Origin of the sequence: Providencia sp. PROV061, assembly GCF_011045655.1 — a bacterium.
GTDB lineage: Bacteria > Pseudomonadota > Gammaproteobacteria > Enterobacterales > Enterobacteriaceae > Providencia > Providencia hangzhouensis.
In genome coordinates this window covers 4,090,345-4,108,681 of record NZ_CP042861.1, presented here as the reverse complement: position 1 = coordinate 4,108,681, position 18,337 = coordinate 4,090,345, and the positions used below count along the sequence as shown (strand labels likewise).

At 43.0% G+C, this 18,337-nt stretch carries 13 protein-coding genes; 11 read left to right on the top strand and 2 right to left on the bottom strand.

Annotation, left to right across the window (positions count from 1 at the left end):
• The first annotated feature begins 44 nt into the window (after window positions 1-44).
• From FVA72_RS18970 to FVA72_RS18945, 6 genes are all read left to right on the top strand, one after another.
• Window positions 45-1,613 carry an acyl CoA:acetate/3-ketoacid CoA transferase gene (locus FVA72_RS18970; protein WP_110591129.1) on the top strand — a complete coding sequence of 523 codons (1,569 nt, stop codon included), beginning with the start codon at window positions 45-47 and terminating at the stop codon, window positions 1,611-1,613.
• Window positions 1,614-1,639: 26 nt separating this feature from the next.
• The gene (fabG, locus tag FVA72_RS18965) at window positions 1,640-2,377 is read left to right on the top strand and encodes a 3-oxoacyl-ACP reductase FabG (RefSeq protein WP_096864443.1); all 738 of its coding nucleotides are present in this window, start codon (window positions 1,640-1,642) and stop codon (window positions 2,375-2,377) included.
• A gap of 9 nt (window positions 2,378-2,386) precedes the next feature.
• Complete coding sequence (locus FVA72_RS18960) at window positions 2,387-3,571, top strand: thiolase family protein (protein WP_110591130.1); 1,185 nt, start codon at window positions 2,387-2,389, stop codon at window positions 3,569-3,571.
• Between the two features lie 120 nt (window positions 3,572-3,691).
• The gene (locus tag FVA72_RS18955; protein WP_004259371.1) at window positions 3,692-5,032 is read left to right on the top strand and encodes an MFS transporter; all 1,341 of its coding nucleotides are present in this window, start codon (window positions 3,692-3,694) and stop codon (window positions 5,030-5,032) included.
• Between the two features lie 33 nt (window positions 5,033-5,065).
• Window positions 5,066-6,229, top strand: a complete 1,164-nt coding sequence (locus tag FVA72_RS18950; RefSeq protein ID WP_110591131.1) for a glycerate kinase — start codon at window positions 5,066-5,068, stop codon at window positions 6,227-6,229.
• A 14-nt stretch (window positions 6,230-6,243) separates the two neighbouring features.
• Complete coding sequence (locus FVA72_RS18945) at window positions 6,244-7,398, top strand: CdaR family transcriptional regulator (RefSeq protein WP_004259365.1); 1,155 nt, start codon at window positions 6,244-6,246, stop codon at window positions 7,396-7,398.
• A 12-nt stretch (window positions 7,399-7,410) separates the two neighbouring features.
• Here the strand turns inward: FVA72_RS18945 and narL are convergent, their stop codons facing one another.
• Window positions 7,411-8,067, bottom strand: coding sequence for a two-component system response regulator NarL (narL, locus tag FVA72_RS18940; RefSeq protein ID WP_004259360.1), 657 nt, complete (start codon window positions 8,065-8,067; stop codon window positions 7,411-7,413).
• A 21-nt stretch (window positions 8,068-8,088) separates the two neighbouring features.
• On the bottom strand, window positions 8,089-9,831 hold the full coding sequence (narX, locus tag FVA72_RS18935) for a nitrate/nitrite two-component system sensor histidine kinase NarX (protein WP_110591132.1): 1,743 nt from the start codon (window positions 9,829-9,831) through the stop codon (window positions 8,089-8,091).
• A 331-nt stretch (window positions 9,832-10,162) separates the two neighbouring features.
• Between narX and FVA72_RS18930 the strand changes: the two genes are divergently transcribed.
• From FVA72_RS18930 to narI, 5 genes are all read left to right on the top strand, one after another.
• On the top strand, window positions 10,163-11,563 hold the full coding sequence (locus FVA72_RS18930; RefSeq protein ID WP_110591133.1) for a NarK family nitrate/nitrite MFS transporter: 1,401 nt from the start codon (window positions 10,163-10,165) through the stop codon (window positions 11,561-11,563).
• Between the two features lie 67 nt (window positions 11,564-11,630).
• Window positions 11,631-15,392, top strand: coding sequence for a nitrate reductase subunit alpha (locus tag FVA72_RS18925; protein ID WP_137019289.1), 3,762 nt, complete (start codon window positions 11,631-11,633; stop codon window positions 15,390-15,392).
• Window positions 15,392-16,933: a nitrate reductase subunit beta gene (narH, locus tag FVA72_RS18920; protein WP_004259350.1), complete on the top strand. Its 1,542-nt coding sequence runs from the start codon at window positions 15,392-15,394 to the stop codon at window positions 16,931-16,933. Before FVA72_RS18925 ends, narH begins: the two co-directional genes overlap by 1 nt.
• On the top strand, window positions 16,930-17,652 hold the full coding sequence (gene narJ, locus FVA72_RS18915) for a nitrate reductase molybdenum cofactor assembly chaperone (RefSeq protein WP_110591134.1): 723 nt from the start codon (window positions 16,930-16,932) through the stop codon (window positions 17,650-17,652). Before narH ends, narJ begins: the two co-directional genes overlap by 4 nt.
• The gene (narI, locus tag FVA72_RS18910; RefSeq protein WP_004259342.1) at window positions 17,649-18,326 is read left to right on the top strand and encodes a respiratory nitrate reductase subunit gamma; all 678 of its coding nucleotides are present in this window, start codon (window positions 17,649-17,651) and stop codon (window positions 18,324-18,326) included. Before narJ ends, narI begins: the two co-directional genes overlap by 4 nt.
• Window positions 18,327-18,337 lie beyond the last annotated feature (11 nt).

Genomic DNA, 18,337 nt, shown 5'->3' with positions numbered 1-18,337 from the left:
TCAAAAAGGGGCTATGAAATATTAGCCTTCAGGTAGGTTTTATCATGAATAATAAATTTATTTCTAAACAAGATGCCGCTAAATTAATTAATAATGGCGATACAATTTGTACTGTGGGAATGACATTAACCAGTGCTGCTGAATCTATTTTATCAGCAATTGAGCAACGCTTTTTATCCGAGGGTACACCAAATCAATTAACACTGGTTCACGCAGCTGGGCAATGTAACCGTATTCGAGGGAATCAACACTTTGCCCATGAAGGGATGGTGAAGCGGATCATTGGTTCCCATTGGGGGTTAGCACCTCGATGGATGCAAATGATTAACGATAACCAAGTTGAAGCATATTGCCTCCCTCAAGGGCAAATGGTGCATTTATATGGTGCAATGGCCGCAGGCTTACCGGGGCGCTTATCCAAAGTAGGGTTAGGAACATTTATCGACCCTGACCTTGAAGGCGGTAGGATGAACGCTAAAACGTTGGTACTTCCCCCTTTGGTTGAAAAAGTGAATTTCAAAGGGGAAGAATGGTTATGGTACCCAGAAATTCCCTTAGATGTGGTGGTGATCAGAGGAACTCACGCTGATAGTAAAGGCAACCTCACCACCGATGAAGAAGCCATGGCCCTAGAGGTCTTGCATGCGGTACTGGCGGCTAAACGCTTTGGTGCCAAAGTGATTGCACAAGTGAAATATTGCGTTGAAGAAGGGACTTTACATCCCAAGCGTGTCACTGTTCCTGCGAGCTTTATTGATCATATTGTCGTGTGTGATAACCCTGAAGAAGACCATCGCCAGTCTTCGAGCTGGTTTTTTGACCCAACGCTATGCGGTGATATTCGCACGCCTATCCAACGAACTACGCCATTACCTTTAGATATTCGCAAATTGATTGGGCGAATTGCATGTCGTTATCTATACGAAAACTGCGTGATTAACTTAGGAACCGGTATTCCAAACGATGTTATTGGCTCAATTATTCAGGAAGAAAATGCAACCAAGCGCGTCGATATCACCGTGGAGTCAGGGATTTGGGGGGGCGTCCAAGCAGGCGGTATTGATTTTGGCATAGGCCGTAACCTGTCAGCGATGATTAGTCACCAAGACCAAATGTTGTACTACAACGGTGCAGGCGTTGATATCACGTATATGGGCGCAGGGGAAATGGATGCCAGTGGCCATGTCAATGCGACGTTGTTAGGCAATATTTGCCCTGGTGCAGGTGGGTTTATTGATATTACCCAAAATGCTCGACACGTGGTGTTTTGCTCAACGTTCACAGCAAAAGGGTTAGATATTCGTTGTGAAAATGGGCAATTAAATATTGTGCGGGAAGGGGATATTAGAAAGTTAGTTAACCAAGTACGGCAAATTTCATGGAATGCGGATGTCGCGCGAAATATTAACCAAACCATGCATTTTGTCACGGAACGTGCGGTGTTCACTTTAGGGGGAAAAACCCCGGTACTGGTTGAAATTGCCCCCGGTATTGACCTAGAGCGTGACATTCTTGCCCATATGGACTTCGTACCTGAAATTTCTCCTGATTTGAAAGTGATGTCTTCTTCACTATTCGAAGAAGCGCCTTTTGGACTGGTTTCGTATTTGTAGTTTCAATATTAAAGAGGAATTTATCCATGTTAGTAAAAGATAAAGTCGCCATTGTGACGGGTTCTGCAAGAGGTATTGGTTTTGCGATTGCTCAGGTACTTGCGGAAGAAGGGGCAAAAGTCGTTATTTCTGATTTAGCCATGTCATCAGGTGAAGAAAGTGCAAAACAGCTACAAGAGCAAGGCCATCAAGCCATTTTCATTCCTTGTGACATTGCCAAACGTGAAGAGGTAAATGCCTTATTTTCTAACGCATTAGCGCATTTTGGGGCGATTGATGTACTGGTAAATAATGCGGGGATCAACCGAGATGGCATGCTGCATAAATTAACGGAAGATGATTGGGACAAAGTGATTGATATCAATCTGAAAGGGACATTTAACTGCATGCAAGAGGCGGCAAAGCTAATGCGTGAACAAGGAAATGGCCGAATTGTCAATATTTCCTCGGCAAGTTGGCTTGGGAATGTTGGGCAAGCCAACTATGCCGCATCCAAAGCTGGGGTTATTGGCCTGACTAAAACGGCTTGTCGTGAACTCGCCCGTAAAGGGGTCACAGTCAATGCGATTTGCCCAGGGTTTATTGATACGGATATGACCCGTGGTGTGCCTGAAAAAGTGTGGGACATCATGATCAGCAAGATACCTGCGGGTTTTGCAGGAGATCCGCGCGATGTTGGCCAATGTGTTGCATTTTTAGCCTCTGATAAAGCGCGTTATATCAATGGCGAAGTAATCAATGTTGGCGGCGGAATGGTGTTATAGGGGGAAATAATGAAACAAGCGAATGATATTGTCATTGTGAGTGGTGTGAGAACGGCAATTGGCACGATGGGGGGAAGTTTTGCAAATACGCATCAACATGACCTCGGGGCCGCGGTTATCCGTGAAGCCGTGAAAAGAGCTGGAATTGCTCCCGAAGATGTTGATGAAGTCATTGTGGGTAATGTTGGGCAAATCGCAGAAAGTGGTTTTATCGCTCGTATTTGCCAACTGCGAGCAGGGTTACCAAAAGAAACCACCGCTTATTCTGTTAACCGCCAATGTGGTTCAGGGCTACAAGCGTTAGCCGATGGCATGATGTTGTTGCAGACCGGCCAATCAGATGTTGTGGTGGCGTGTGGTACTGAAAATATGACAATGCTGCCGTACTACTTACGCAAAGCGCGCTATGGCTACCGCATGGGAAATGATGTACTGGAAGATGGGTTAACGTCCATCCTAACTTGGCCAGAAGGCCCTTACCACAACGGAATGACGGCAGAAAATGTTGCAGAGCAGTTCAATATTACCCGTGAAGAAATGGATGATTTTGCATGGGATAGCCAGCAAAAAGCGTTAAAAGCGATTCAAGCCGGTTATTTTGCTGACCAAATATTGCCAGTAGAAATACCTGAAGGCCGTAAAGGTACACGTATTTTTGATACCGATGAACATCCGCGTGATACACCACGTGAAAAATTAGCAAAATTGCGCCCTGCATTTAAAGCTGATGGTGTGATTACGGCAGCAAACTCTTCAGGTATCAATGATGGTGCTGCGGCATTAGTGATGATGCGTCGTGAAGAAGCGGAAAAACGTGGTCTGAAGCCAAGAATGAAAGTGGTCGATTGGGCTGTAGCAGGTTGTGAAGCGGCCATTATGGGCTTTGGACCCGCGCCAGCAACCCGTCGATTAATGGAAAAGCTCAAAATGGATGTAAAAGACATTGATTTAATTGAGTTAAATGAAGCATTTGCTGCACAAGCCATTGCAGTTATGAATGATTTGTCTCTTGATAGCACTAAAGTGAATGTGAATGGTGGGGCAATTGCTCTGGGTCATCCAGTGGGTGCCAGTGGGGCTATTTTACCTGTGAAGTTAATGTATGAAATGGAACGCCGTCAGGTTACTACCGGGTTAGTGACTATGTGTATCGGTGGTGGTCAAGGGATATCAATGTTGTTCGAAAGAGAATAAGAAAAGCTGCAAGCAGAAAGCCCGACGTGGGGCGTCGGGCTGTTGCTGAAGTAAAACAACAGGTATGTCACTTATTGCCAAGAGCCGTACCTGTTTCACTACAACATGAGGATCTTATCTATGTTTTCTACAAATGCAAAGTTAGATTATGTGGCTCAGGGGAAAAAAACCAACGCAAAGATATACCGTAACCTGATGCCGTTGTTGATTTTAGCGTACATTATTAGCTTTATTGACCGAACAAATATTGGCATGGCAAAAAATGCGATGTCGATTGATTTAGGATTATCTGCAACCGCGTTTGGTATTGGTGCGGGGCTTTTTTTCTTAACCTACTCGATTCTTGAGATCCCAAGTAATTTGATAATGGAGAAAGTAGGCGCGCGTTTTTGGATCACGCGGATCATGATCACTTGGGGGTTATTATCTGCGGCAATGGCGTTTGTGACAGGGCCGACTTCTTTTTATATCTTGCGGTTATTACTGGGAGCGGCTGAAGCGGGCTTATATCCTGGGGTTATTCTATATATGACATATTGGTTTAGCCAAGAAGAACGGGCTAAAGCAACAGGGTTATTTTTACTCGGGGTTTGTCTTGCAAATATTATTGGGGCGCCGCTGAGTGGTTTATTGCTGAGTATGGATGGCTTATTAGGCTTCCATGGTTGGCAATGGATGTTTGTTATTGAAGGCTTGCCAGCAGTTATCCTAGCATTTGTTGTGTGGTTCGTGTTGCCGAATAAACCAGAAGATGCAAAATGGTTAGATGAAGATGATCGGAATTATATTAAATATAAACATGATCAAGACAAAAACAGTATTAGTGTGAGTAACAGTAAATTCTCACTCAAGGCGGCATTTAAGAATAAAGCCTTTATGATGATTGTTGCTATCTATTTTACTCACCAGTTCTCGGTCTATGGTTTAAGTTATTTTTTACCGACTATTATCGGTGAATATGGCAAATTAACACCTATTCAAATCGGCTTATTAACAGCGATTCCATGGATTTCAGCCGCAATTGGTGGCATTTTTGTCGCGAGAAAAGCTAATACACCGCGTCGTTCATCACGTATTTTAATTTCAGGTTATGCAGTAATGGCCGTAGGGTTAGTGATTGGTGCACTGGGTGGCCCAGTTGTCGGTTTAATTGGCTTTTGCTTAACGGCATTTATGTTTTTTGTGGTTCAATCGATTATTTTCTCGCTTCCTCCGACTTATATGAGTGGCAGCATGTTAGCGGGAAGTTTGGCACTATTGAACTGCTTAGGGCTGTTTGGCGGCTTCCTTGGCCCGTTCATTCTTGGCTTTTTTGAAGATTATACAGGAACAGCCACTTCTGGATTATGGTTTGGTGTCGGTTTGCTAGTTATCGGAACGATTATTGCGTCACGAGTGAATACTAACGGTATGAGCGAAGCTGAGCCATTACAAGTATCGACTTCAGTGGAAAGCAAATAATTCAACATCGCCATTTACAATAGGAAAGTCTGCATGAAAATTGTTATCGCACTTGATTCCTTTAAAGGAAGTTGTTCTGCAAGGTTAGCATGCCAAGCCGTTGCTGAGGGTTTCAAGCGTGTATCCTCTGAGTTAGATATGACGTTATTACCCATATCTGATGGCGGAGAAGGTTTGTTGGAGTCACTAGAGAATAGCCCCGCGCTTTCTGGTGTAACACCTTACATTTTTAGCTGTACTGGGCCTTATGGTAGTAAGGTTGATGCAGGGTTATTAGTATTGGAGGGAAAAACCGCTTTTATCGAAATGGCGCAATGTTGTGGGCTGGAACTCGTTCAACGTGAGCATCGTCGAGTTGAAAATGCCTCAACTTATGGCTTGGGTGAAATGGTCAAGCATGCACTCGATATGGGTTGTTCTCGTATTGTTATCGGGATAGGAGGAAGTGCAACTAATGATGGTGGTGCAGGGTTTGCTCAAGCATTGGGTGCTCAGTTTTACGATAAAAATTCTCAGCTTATTGAGACGCCAATTTGCGGAAAAGACCTCATTAATATTGCAAAGATTGATTTTGATAAATTTGACTCGCGAGCCGCTAAGGTTGAATTTAATGTCTCTTGCGATGTTGAAAACCCTTTATTAGGCAAAAATGGTGCGACTTATGTTTATGGTCCCCAAAAGGGGGCCGACCAAGCCACACTTGACCAGCTTGAAATTGGGATGGCTCACTATGCGAAATTAATGTCAGCAATAACGGGAAAAGATGTTTCACTGGAGGCTGGCAGTGGTGCAGCGGGTGGATTAGGTGCGGGGCTTCGTTGGTTTGTTTCGGCAAAGCTCGAAAAAGGAATCGATCTCGTTTTGGGGCTCCTTGGCGCAAAATCTTATATTCAACAAGCGGATTTAGTCATTGTAGGAGAGGGGCGGCTTGACAGTCAAAGTGCGAATGGTAAGGCTCCTGTGGGAGTGGCTCGTATGGCCAGTCATTATGGTGTGCCTGTCATTGCGCTTTGTGGGGGGTATAGTGAAGATAGCCGTATCCTATACCAACATGGCATTACCGCAATGTGGTCGCTTTGTCCGGGGCCAGTTTCCCTTGAGCAAGCCATGACAAATGGTGAACGTTATTTGGCAGATACAGCAGAAAATTTGCTGCGTACCGTACTCGCAAATCCGAATATGCAAATAAAACCCTAAAGTGAGGCGGTAATATGCTACTGACTGAAAAACTAGCCAATGATATTGTCACGCGTGCAATGGGAATTATCCATCACAACGTCAATGTGATTAATAGTCAGGGCGTGATTATCGCTTCAGGTGAAAAAAAGCGTATTGGTGAAACCCATGAAGCCGCAGTGGAAGTGATCCGCTGCGGCAAACGGATCACCATCTACAATGAAAATGAAGCACGAGCTTATTCGAATGTGGCACCGGGGATAAACCATCCGATTGTTGTGGCTGATAAAGTGGAATTAGTGATTGGCGTGAGTGGTGACCCTGTTGTGATCCAGCGTTATGCCGAGCTCGCTATACTGACGGCTGAGCTGCTAATTCAACAAGAAATTGAGCGGCGTAGTATTAACTGGCAGCATCGTTTGCGTGACATGCTATTTGTCCAGTTTATAGAAAGCACAACGCCAGCACAGGGGCGCAGTGCATTACTAAAATTGCATAATTCCGGTTTTGCGTTCACTTTACCGACTATTCCTGTGATTATTAATATTGAAGCTATTCAGTACCGCCCAGAAATACTCGATACGATCATTACTGAATTATCAGCTATGGAAAAAAGTGATGTGTTATTACTCAATAGCCGCGAAATTTTGATGCTATTCCCATCAACGCATTATCAAAATGAATCGTTTATTTCTAATCTTCATTTCATTCTAGATAGCCAACTTAGCCAATATTATATTGGTGTTGGTGTTCAGGCAGATACGCAAGAACATGTGAGGGATGCAGTACATTTTGCACGTTCAGTTATTGAAGTTGGACGGCTAACGGTTCCCGATAAACAAGTCTTTTTATTTAAAGAAATGGCATCTTTATGCCTCTTTAATGAATTGGAAAATAGCTATCTATTTAATTTCTTTTTAGATATTTGCCATAAAATATTGTTGCATGATTCGGGCGATATTTTGCTTGAAACCCTTGAGCTGTTTTTATCGCAAAATGGCGAAATAGGTAGCACCGCGCAGCAATTAGGCATTCACAGAAATACATTAAGTTATCGGTTACAACAAATTAAAAAGCAAACCAGTTTGGACCCGACAAGGTTTACGGATCTCATTCAGTTATCTGTTGCGATGCATGGCTACCGTCGACGTTACCCAAAACAACAGCCATGGCTCGATGCATTAAGTTAAGGAGCCGTATCATTACTTTTGTTGTAAAACCCAAATAGCGGCTTCAACGCGCGATTTTAAATTAAGTTTCTTTAGTAAGTGTTTGACATGGACTTTGACGGTGCTCTCTGTGATTTGTAATTTATTCGCAATCATCTTATTTGATAGCCCCTGTGAGATTAAATCTAAGATATGGGTTTCTCTTGGGGTTAGTGCTGATAGATTATGCTCTGTAGGGGCTCGGTTATCTCTTAAAGATTCAGCTAAAATGGAAGCGAGCGTTGGGCTAACGACCATTTTACCACTTGCGGCTTCTTTTAATGCAATAATTAATTTTTCAGGCTCCATGTCTTTGAGTAAATAGCCATCAGCACCTCGTTTTAACGCATTAATTAAGTCTTCGCCATAATTGGACACCGTAAATAAGATAATACGGCCTGAAAGTTCGCGGTTACGTAAATTATCGAGTACTTCAAAGCCATTCATACTAGGCATATTGAGATCTAATAGGATTAAATCTGGGTCTTGTTCTTCCGCAATTTTAATACCCGTTATTCCATCGTCTGCTTCACCAATTACCTTTAATGTGGGTTCTAAACTAATTAATTGTTTAACACCATTACGTAGCATCGGGTGGTCATCAATCAGTAAAATGGTAGATTGCCCAGTCAGTTTATTTTCATTTTTCATTAATGAGTTACTCCAATTTAATTAAGCCAAAGTCAGTGGAAATACGACATTAACAATAGTGCCACCCTGAACTCTTGGCGAAATTTGATATTTCCCATTTAGGCTTAGCGCTCTTTCTCTCATAATAATCAATCCATAATGGTTATTTTTTGTTGTCTGAGGCTGAATACCTTCCCCATTATCTTCTATTGTCATGGTGATTAATCCGTTATTTTCGATTAATGAGACTTGTGACCAGTTCGCATTAGCATGTTTGAGAATATTGCTTAAAGCTTCTCGGATTATCTGGATAATATGAATAGATTGATGTGGAGAGAGGCTTTTGGCTGGAATTTGGTAATTTAATCCAATTTGAAAACCAAGGCGCTGACTGAATTCTTGGATTGTGCTTTCTAAGGCAGGGAATAGGCCTGGTTCAGTTAATTTTAGTCTGAAGGTTGTTAAAAGCTCACGTAATTGACTATAAGCGGAATTTATTTCATTGCGCATTTCGTTTAATAGTTCTTGGTGCTTAGTTGGCAATGTTTTAGGTTGCATTTGTAGATAACTAATTTGCATTTTGAGGCAAGATAATGATTGTGCGATGGAATCATGCAATTCTCTCGCAATCGCCGATCGTTCATCCATAATCAGTAACTGCTGTTGTTGCTCTAATTGGTGCTCCATCGCTAGCATTCCAGCGATTTGTTTAACTAGCATCAGCACTAAATTATTTTGTTCTTCAGATAATGGCTGGTTTATATCCATTTCAGCTAAAATCATGCCATAACGCTGTAAATTATCAGAAATCTCCCATGATATTACTTTAAGGTGTTCAGCCATCTTGGGTGAATTGAGATATTGATCCTTGTTTTCAGGACAATGAATTTCATGAAAGCAGGCATCATTGTTTTCTTCATATAGCCTCAATCTAATATTTTGCAGTGGGATTAAGCTTTTAAGCTCAAATAACACTTTTTCTAACCTGATTGATAGTGGCCCAATGGCATGTAGGGTTCGATTAGATTGGTATAAATAGAGTAATACTTTATTTTTCTTTTGCAGATCGGCGGTTTTTTCGATAACTCGAGATTCTAATTGATGGTAACTCTGTGCGAGCTCATCCGACATTTGATTTAACGTATGGCCCAGTGAATTTAGCTCATCTTGTTTTTTGCCTACAGGAAAGCGCTGACTAAAGTCTTGGTGACTAATCGCGTTCACCATATGAAGTAACTTAAGCCAAGGTGTATAAATTTTCTTTCTAAAATGGCAGATAGCAAAAATAAGTAGCAATGAAACGAGGCCAATAAATACCATTTGAGTGATTGCTACATAGGTTATTTTTCGTTCTGTTTTTTCATCAATATTACGAACTAATGCATCGAGTTTATTAACAAAGGTAACGACCGCGAGACGTGCATCATTAGGAGAAACTGCATGGTTAAGAGCAGGTTTTAATTCTGTAACCCAATATTGATAAAGCTCAGCAAATTGCGGATTTAAATCTTCTATATCGACAACTTGTGTTAGTTCATTGCTTAATAAATTTTTTTCAAGCTCACTAATATATACGTCAGAATATTGGTTGAGTGGTACTAATGAAAGTAAATGATAACTTTGCATCCGCAATGAGCCTGATTTATTTATTGCATGTGCATTTCCTTGCACACTAATAATCATACTATTTGAAATTGTCATGCCAATAATACCGAGTACGGCAATCAATAGCATTAAACCAATAACTTGGTTAATGATTGAAAATCGGTGATAAGCAATAGACATAAATGATCCTTTCTACTCTATACGTTTATTTATTATTTTTGATAACGTAGATATTGTTTCTCTATTATATAAAATTGAATATGCCACTTCGGTATTACTCCTTAATATCCCATTGAATTATTCGCTTTAAATTTCAACAAATAAAATTACCGGGCAATGATTTTTTTTGTTTTAATTCAATCAATTATTGTTTTGTACTCCTAATACTCCTCTGGTGGTTAACGAGAAAAATCACGCATATTTCATTTAAATCTCTCTTGATTTAGATCAGCTTCACGGTGGTCTATTCGCCACACACTGCGAGCAGAAATTGTATTTATCGGGGTGATTTATGTCTCAACGAGATAATGTTAATAGTGTAGCTGCACAGTCAAATAATGGTGTTATACAGGATTGGCGTCCTGAAGATACTCGGTTTTGGCAGCAAACAGGGCAGCGTATTGCCAATCGTAATTTATGGATTTCTATTCCATGTTTATTGCTCGCATTTTGCGTATGGATGTTATTTAGTGCAGTTGCGGTTAATTTAAATAAAGTGGGTTTTAATTTTACGACAGACCAATTATTTTTATTAACCGCATTACCTTCCGTTTCAGGTGCTTTATTAAGAGTCCCTTATTCATTCGTTATTCCTATTTTTGGTGGGCGCCGTTGGACTGCTATTAGTACGCTGTTTTTAGTGATCCCATGTATTTGGCTAGGTTATGCGATTCAAAACCCTGCCACGCCTTATCAAGTCTTTGTCATTATTTCCCTACTTTGTGGTTTTGCCGGCGCTAACTTTGCATCCAGCATGGCCAATATCAGCTTCTTTTTCCCTAAAGCTCGCCAAGGCGGTGCACTTGGCCTGAATGGTGGGCTAGGAAATTTAGGGGTCAGTGTCATGCAATTGGTGGCGCCTTTTATCGTTGGTGTTGGTGTATTTACTTTCGTTGGTGGGACTGGAGCGGCTCAGCCTGATGGCTTAACGTTGTGGTTAGAAAATGCCGCTTGGATTTGGGTGCCATTTCTACTGCTTTTTACGGTGATGGCTTGGTTTGGCATGAATGACTTAGCGGCTAATAAGGCATCTCTTAAAGCACAATTACCTGTTTTGAAACGTGGCCATCTATGGGTATTAAGCCTGTTATATCTGGCGACATTCGGCTCGTTTATCGGTTTTTCTGCTGGTTTCGCGATGTTATCGAAAACCCAGTTTCCAGACGTCATTATCTTGAAGTTTGCCTTTTTTGGCCCTTTCCTCGGTGCGTTAGCTCGCCCAGTCGGTGGCATGTTATCTGACCGTTTTGGTGGTGTGAAAGTCACATTACTGAACTTTGTGGTCATGGCTGTTTTCTCCGGCTTGCTGTTTTTTACGTTACCAGAAAACGGTCAAGGAGGCTCTTTCGGGGCGTTTTATGGCGTATTTATGGTGCTGTTTTTAACGGCAGGGCTAGGCAGTGGCTCAACCTTCCAAATGATTGCTGTTGTTTTTCGTAAATTAACCATGGACAAAGCCATCTTAAGAGGAGCTTCAGAGCAAGAAGCCCAAAAAGAGGCGGTAACAGAAAGTGCTGCAGCTTTAGGGTTTATCTCTGCTATTGGTGCAATAGGTGGCTTCTTTATTCCAAAAGCGTTCGGTACATCATTAACACTGACGGGTTCACCGGCAGATGCAATGAAAGTGTTTTTTATATTTTATCTTTCCTGTGTGTTTATCACGTGGCTGGTATATGGCCGTAAACACAAATAATAACAAGTCATAAAAATCAATTTTAGCAATGTACGGCGCCGGTCGCCGTCTCTTTGGAGGCAATCCGATGAGCAAGTTTTTAGATAGATTTCGGTATTTTAAGCAGTTGGGCGAAACCTTTTCAGGTGATCACGGGCAAGAGTTAAATGTAAACCGTGATTGGGAAGATGGTTATCGTAGCCGCTGGCAGCATGACAAAGTCGTGCGTTCCACCCATGGTGTCAATTGTACGGGCTCTTGTAGCTGGAAGATTTATGTCAAAAATGGGTTAGTGACTTGGGAAACTCAACAGACGGATTACCCACGAACTCGCCCAGATTTACCTGATCATGAGCCGAGAGGATGCCCTCGTGGTGCGAGTTACTCTTGGTATTTATATAGCGCAAACCGTGTTAAATACCCAATGATGCGTAAGCGCTTACTTAAACTATGGCGTGAAGCAAAAGCGGAGCAGCAAGACCCTGTTGCAGCGTGGCTATCTATTATCAATGACCCACAGAAGGCACAAAGCTATAAACAAGCTCGTGGTCGTGGCGGTTTTGTTCGCTCAAGCTGGCAGGAGGTGAATGAACTGATTGCGGCAGCGAACGTCGCGACGATTAAAGAATTTGGTCCTGACCGCATTGTTGGCTTTTCACCAATTCCCGCGATGTCGATGGTTTCCTACGCCTCGGGTGCTCGCTATTTATCGTTAATTGGTGGCTCATGCTTAAGTTTTTATGACTGGTATTGTGACTTGCCACCTGCGTCACCCATGACGTGGGGCGAACAAACTGACGTACCTGAATCAGCGGATTGGTACAACTCGTCTTATATTATTGCTTGGGGTTCTAACGTACCGCAAACGCGTACGCCAGACGCACACTTTTTTGCAGAAGTGCGTTATAAAGGGACGAAAACGGTCGCGGTGACGCCAGACTACGCGGAAATTGCCAAATTATGTGACCATTGGTTGAACCCGAAACAAGGAACGGATAGCGCCATGGCAATGGCGATGGGGCATGTGATCCTCAATGAATTCCATGTAAAACGTGAAGCGGAATACTTCCGTGAATATGTGCGCACTTATACCGATATGCCGATGCTTGTCATGCTAGATAAGCGTGAAGATGGTTCTTATGCCGCAGGCCGCATGCTACGGGCATCTGATTTACATAATTCATTAGGCGAAGAAAAAAATGCCGAATGGAAAACTATTGCGATTGATGAAGAGACAGGCGAATTATGTGCTCCACAAGGTTCAATGGGATTCCGTTGGGATGGCGGCCAAAAATGGAATTTAGAACCGCGTGCTGGACAAGATGCACATAACATTAAAATGAAACTCAGCTTGGCAGACAGCCATGATGAATTTGTCGATGTTGGTTTTCCTTACTTTGGTGGCTTAGAAAGTGAGCACTTCCAGCATGTTGAACTTAAAGATGTTTTATTACATAAACTGCCCGCTAAACGTATTCAGTTAGCTGATGGTAGCGAATCATTGGTTACTAGTGTTTATGATTTAATGCTAGCGAACTACGGTATTGACCGTGGTTTTGGTGATGAAAACTGTGCGGTTGATTACGATGATATGAAAGCGTATTCACCTGCGTGGGCGGAAAAAGTCACTGGGGTTAGCCGCCAAAATATTATTCGCATAGCGCGTGAGTTTGCCGATACCGCAGAGAAAACCCATGGCCGTTCTATGGTGATTGTTGGCGCAGGGATTAACCACTGGTATCACATGGATATGACCTATCGTGCGATTATCAATATGTTGATTTTCTGTGGTTGCGTTGGGCAAAGCGGCGGCGGCTGGTCTCATTATGTTGGGCAAGAGAAATTGCGGCCACAAACGGGTTGGTTACCTTTAGCCTTTGGTTTGGACTGGCAGCGCCCACCTCGCCATATGAATAGCACATCTTTCTTTTATAACCATTCAAGCCAATGGCGTTATGAAACAGTCGCAACAGAAGAGTTGTTATCGCCTCTAGCCGATAAGCAAGCCTTTAGCGGCAGTTTGGTTGATATGAATGTACGTGCAGAACGCATGGGGTGGCTGCCGTCAGCACCACAATTAAATGTCAACCCATTAAATATTGCGAAGAATGCTCAAAGTGAAGGGATGTCACCCACTGACTATACTGTTAAGCAGTTGAAAGAAGGGAATATTCGCTTTGCTTCAGAGCAACCTGATGACCCTCAAAATTTCCCACGAAATCTGTTTATTTGGCGTTCAAATTTATTGGGTTCCGCAGGGAAAGGCCATGAATACTTACTGAAATACTTATTAGGAACTGAAAATGGTATTCAAGGCAAAGACTTAGGTCAACAAGGCGGCGTCAAACCAGAAGAAGTGGAATGGCAAGATAAAGCGGCAGAAGGGAAAGTTGACTTAGTGGTGACTCTCGACTTCAGAATGTCGAGCACCTGCCTGTTCTCGGACGTTATTTTACCGACTGCTACTTGGTATGAAAAAGACGATATGAATACCTCGGATATGCATCCATTTATTCACCCATTATCAGCTGCAGTTGACCCAGCTTGGGAATCCAAAAGCGATTGGGAAATTTATAAGGGGATTGCCAAAGCATTTTCTGAGGTCAGCGTTGGGCACTTAGGCAAAGAAACGGATGTGGTGACGCTGCCGATTCAACATGATAGTGCAGCCGAGATGGCACAGCCTTTTGATGTTAGAGATTGGAAAAAAGGGCAATGCGAGCTTATTCCAGGGAAAACAGCGCCGCATATTATCTGTGTTGAGCGTGACTACCCAAATACTTATGCACGTTTTACCTCTCTTGGCCCATTGATGGATAAATTGGGTAATGGTGGTAAAGGGATCAATTGGAATACACAAGATGAAATTGATTTCTTGAAAAAACTCAATAAAACCCAGCCTGACGGTACCAATGCTGGGCGGCCAAAAATTGAAACGGCAATTGATGCCGCGGAAGTCATTTTAACACTTGCACCTGAAACCAATGGGCAAGTGGCAGTAAAAGCATGGGATGCGTTAAGCAAAGTAACGGGCCGCGACCATACTCATCTTGCTCGTTATAAAGAAGACGAAAAAATCCGTTTTCGCGATATTGTTGCGCAGCCGCGTAAAATTATCTCAAGCCCTACATGGTCAGGGTTGGAAGATGAACATGTTTCCTACAATGCCTGTTACACCAACGTGCATGAAATGATCCCATGGCGGACGCTCAGTGGTCGTCAGCAATTGTATCAAGATCACGAATGGATGCGCGCCTTTGGGGAAAGCCTTGTGGTATATCGCCCACCGATTGACACTCGAGCGGCTCAGCCTCTTATGGGGAAAAAATCGAATGGATTTCCTGAAAAAGCACTGAACTTTTTAACACCGCACCAAAAATGGGGGATCCACTCTACTTACAGCGACAACTTATTAATGTTGACGTTAGGCCGCGGTGGTCCAGTTGTTTGGCTTAGCGAAGAAGATGCCCGCGAACTGGGTGTTGAAGATAACGATTGGGTTGAAGCTTTTAACAGTAATGGTGCATTAACCGCTAAAGCGATCGTTAGCCAACGTATTCCTGATGGCATGATCATGATGTACCACGCCCAAGAACGACTGATCAACTTACCAGGCTCTGAAGTTACGGCTCAACGTGGCGGAATTCATAATTCGGTCACGCGTGTTTGCCCGAAACCTACGCATATGATCGGTGGCTATGCGCACCTTGCCTATAGCTTCAATTATTACGGAACCGTAGGTTCTAATCGTGATGAATTTGTGGTTGTTCGCAAAATGAAACAGGTTGACTGGCTGGATGGTGAAGGTGATGCCTACCAGCAGACCTTGAGCGGAAAGGAGAAAGCATAATGAAAATTCGTTCTCAAGTCGGCATGGTGCTAAACCTTGATAAATGTATTGGTTGTCACACTTGCTCAGTGACCTGTAAAAACGTGTGGACTAGCCGCGAAGGGGTAGAATACGCATGGTTTAATAACGTCGAAACCAAACCAGGTATTGGTTACCCCCATAATTGGGAAGACCAAGAAAAATGGAAAGGAGGCTGGATCCGCACCATTAAGGGTAAATTGGTTCCACGTATGGGGAACAAAGTTGGCGTTTTATCAAAAATCTTCGCTAACCCAGATGTACCTGCTTTGGATGATTATTATGAGCCGTTTAATTATGACTACGGCCATTTAAAAAATGCTAAAGAAGGTAAGCACGTACCGACAGCACGCCCTCGTTCATTAATTACTGGTGAGCGAATGAGTAACGTGAAAATGGGACCAAACTGGGAAGATGATTTAGGCGGTGAATTCGCCAAACGAGCCCAAGATAAAAACTTTGAACATATTCAGAAAGAGATGTATGGGCAGTTTGAAAATACGTTCATGATGTATTTGCCACGCCTGTGTGAACATTGTTTAAACCCAGCTTGTGTCGCGACCTGCCCAAGTGGTGCAATTTATAAGCGCTCAGAAGACGGTATTGTTTTGATTGACCAAGATAAATGCCGTGGCTGGCGTATGTGCTTAACTGGTTGCCCGTATAAAAAAATCTATTTCAATTGGAAAAGCGGTAAATCAGAAAAATGTATTTTCTGTTACCCACGTATTGAGTCAGGCATGCCAACGGTTTGCTCTGAAACCTGTGTTGGTCGTATCCGCTATTTAGGGGTATTGCTGTATGACGCCGATAAAATTGAGTCAGCTGCCAGTGTCGAAAAGGAAACCGACCTTTACCAGAGCCAACTTGATGTTTTCCTTGATCCCCATGATCCAAAAGTGATTGAAGAAGCGCAAAAACAAGGGATCCCATTAAGTGTGATCGATGCGGCACAGAAATCCCCAGTGTACAAAATGGCGATGGAATGGCGCTTAGCTCTGCCATTACACCCTGAATACCGCACGTTACCAATGGTGTGGTATGTACCACCTTTGTCACCGATCCAGTCAGTGGCGGATTCAGGGCTATTAGCTAATAAAGGTGTATTGCCGGATGTCGAAAGTTTACGCATTCCAGTGCAATACCTTGCGAATTTGTTAACCGCAGGAGATACCGAACCGGTGTTATTGGCGTTAAAACGTATGTTAGCGATGCGCCATTTCAAACGGGCAGAAACAGTGGAAAACCAATGTGATACCAGTGCATTAGAGCAAGTCGGCTTAACACAAGCTCAGGCACAAGAAATGTACCGCTATTTAGCCATTGCTAACTATGAAGACCGTTTTGTCATTCCATCCAGTCATCGAGAATTGGCGCGTGAAGCATTCCCTGAAGCGAAAGCTTGTGGCTTTAGTTTTGGTGATGGTTGCCATGGCAGCGATAGCAAAGCGAATTTATTTAATAGCAGGCGCATTGACGCCATTGATATCACACCAAAAAATAATCAGGAGAAAGCACTATGATGACACTAAAAGTGATTTCTCGGTTATTGGAATACCCTTCGGAAGCGCTTTGGTTACATCGTGATGAGCTCATTGAAGTGCTAGAACAGGCTGATGAGCTGCCTGTCACACGGGCTGTTCAACTGATGGTGTTTGTGCGTGAGTATCTCAACGAAGACTTACTTGATATGCAGGCGCAATATTGTGAACTGTTTGATAGAGGGCGCGCGACATCATTATTGCTATTTGAGCATGTACATGGCGAATCCCGAGACCGAGGGCAAGCGATGGTTGATTTAATGGCTCAATATCAGCAACAGGGTTTGCAAATTGATTGCCGTGAATTACCCGATCATTTGCCCATTTATTTGGAATACCTCACGGCATTACCGACCGATGAAACTATCGAGGGGCTACAGGATATTGCGCCAATTTTAGCGCTGTTAGGGGAAAGGTTGAAACAGCGAGAAAGCCGTTTCTCTGTTTTATTTGATTTTTTACTTGAGCTTTCCCATAGCGACATTGCTGCGGAGCAATTAAGCAAACAAGTAGCAACCGAAGTACGGGATGATACCCCAGAGGCGCTAGATGCAGTTTGGGAAGAGGAGCAAGTGAAATTTTTTGCCGATGAAAAAACATGTGGTAGCGAAGTTGCAGCGCATCAACATCGCTTCGCCAATGCGGTGGTACCACAGTATTTGGATCTCAGTGTGGGCAGCCATGTAGGAGTTCAAAAATGAATTTTATCAATCAATTTTTCTTCGATATTTACCCCTATATCGCTGGGACGGTATTTATTGTCGGTAGTTGGTTACGTTACGATTACGGGCAATACACGTGGCGAGCGGGTTCCAGCCAAATGTTGGATAAAAAGAACATGCGTTTGGCATCAAACTTATTCCATTTGGGGATTATTGGGATTTTTGTCGGGCACTTTTTAGGTATGTTAACGCCTCATTGGATGTATGAATCTTTTCTGCCAATGCACATTAAGCAGTTAATGGCGATGATTGGTGGGGGATCAGCAGGTGTGATGATGTTAATTGGTGGCGCGATGCTATTGAAGCGCCGCCTGACAAACCCACGAGTGAGAGCAACTTCATCCTTTGGTGACATCATGATCTTAACCTTGCTAGTGGTGCAAGTTTGCTTAGGGTTACTTACCATTCCATTCTCAGCACAACATATGGATGGTAGCGAAATGTTGAAATTAGTGGGATGGGCACAGTCTATTGTGACATTCCATTGGGGGGCATCCAATTACCTTGAAGGGGTTGGCATTGTTTTTAAACTGCATATTGTGTTGGGGATGACGATATTTTTACTCTTCCCATTCTGCCGTTTAGTGCACATTTGGAGTGCACCTATCGAATACCTGACTCGTCGGTATCAATTGGTGAGAAATCGCCATTAGGTTTGGGTTCC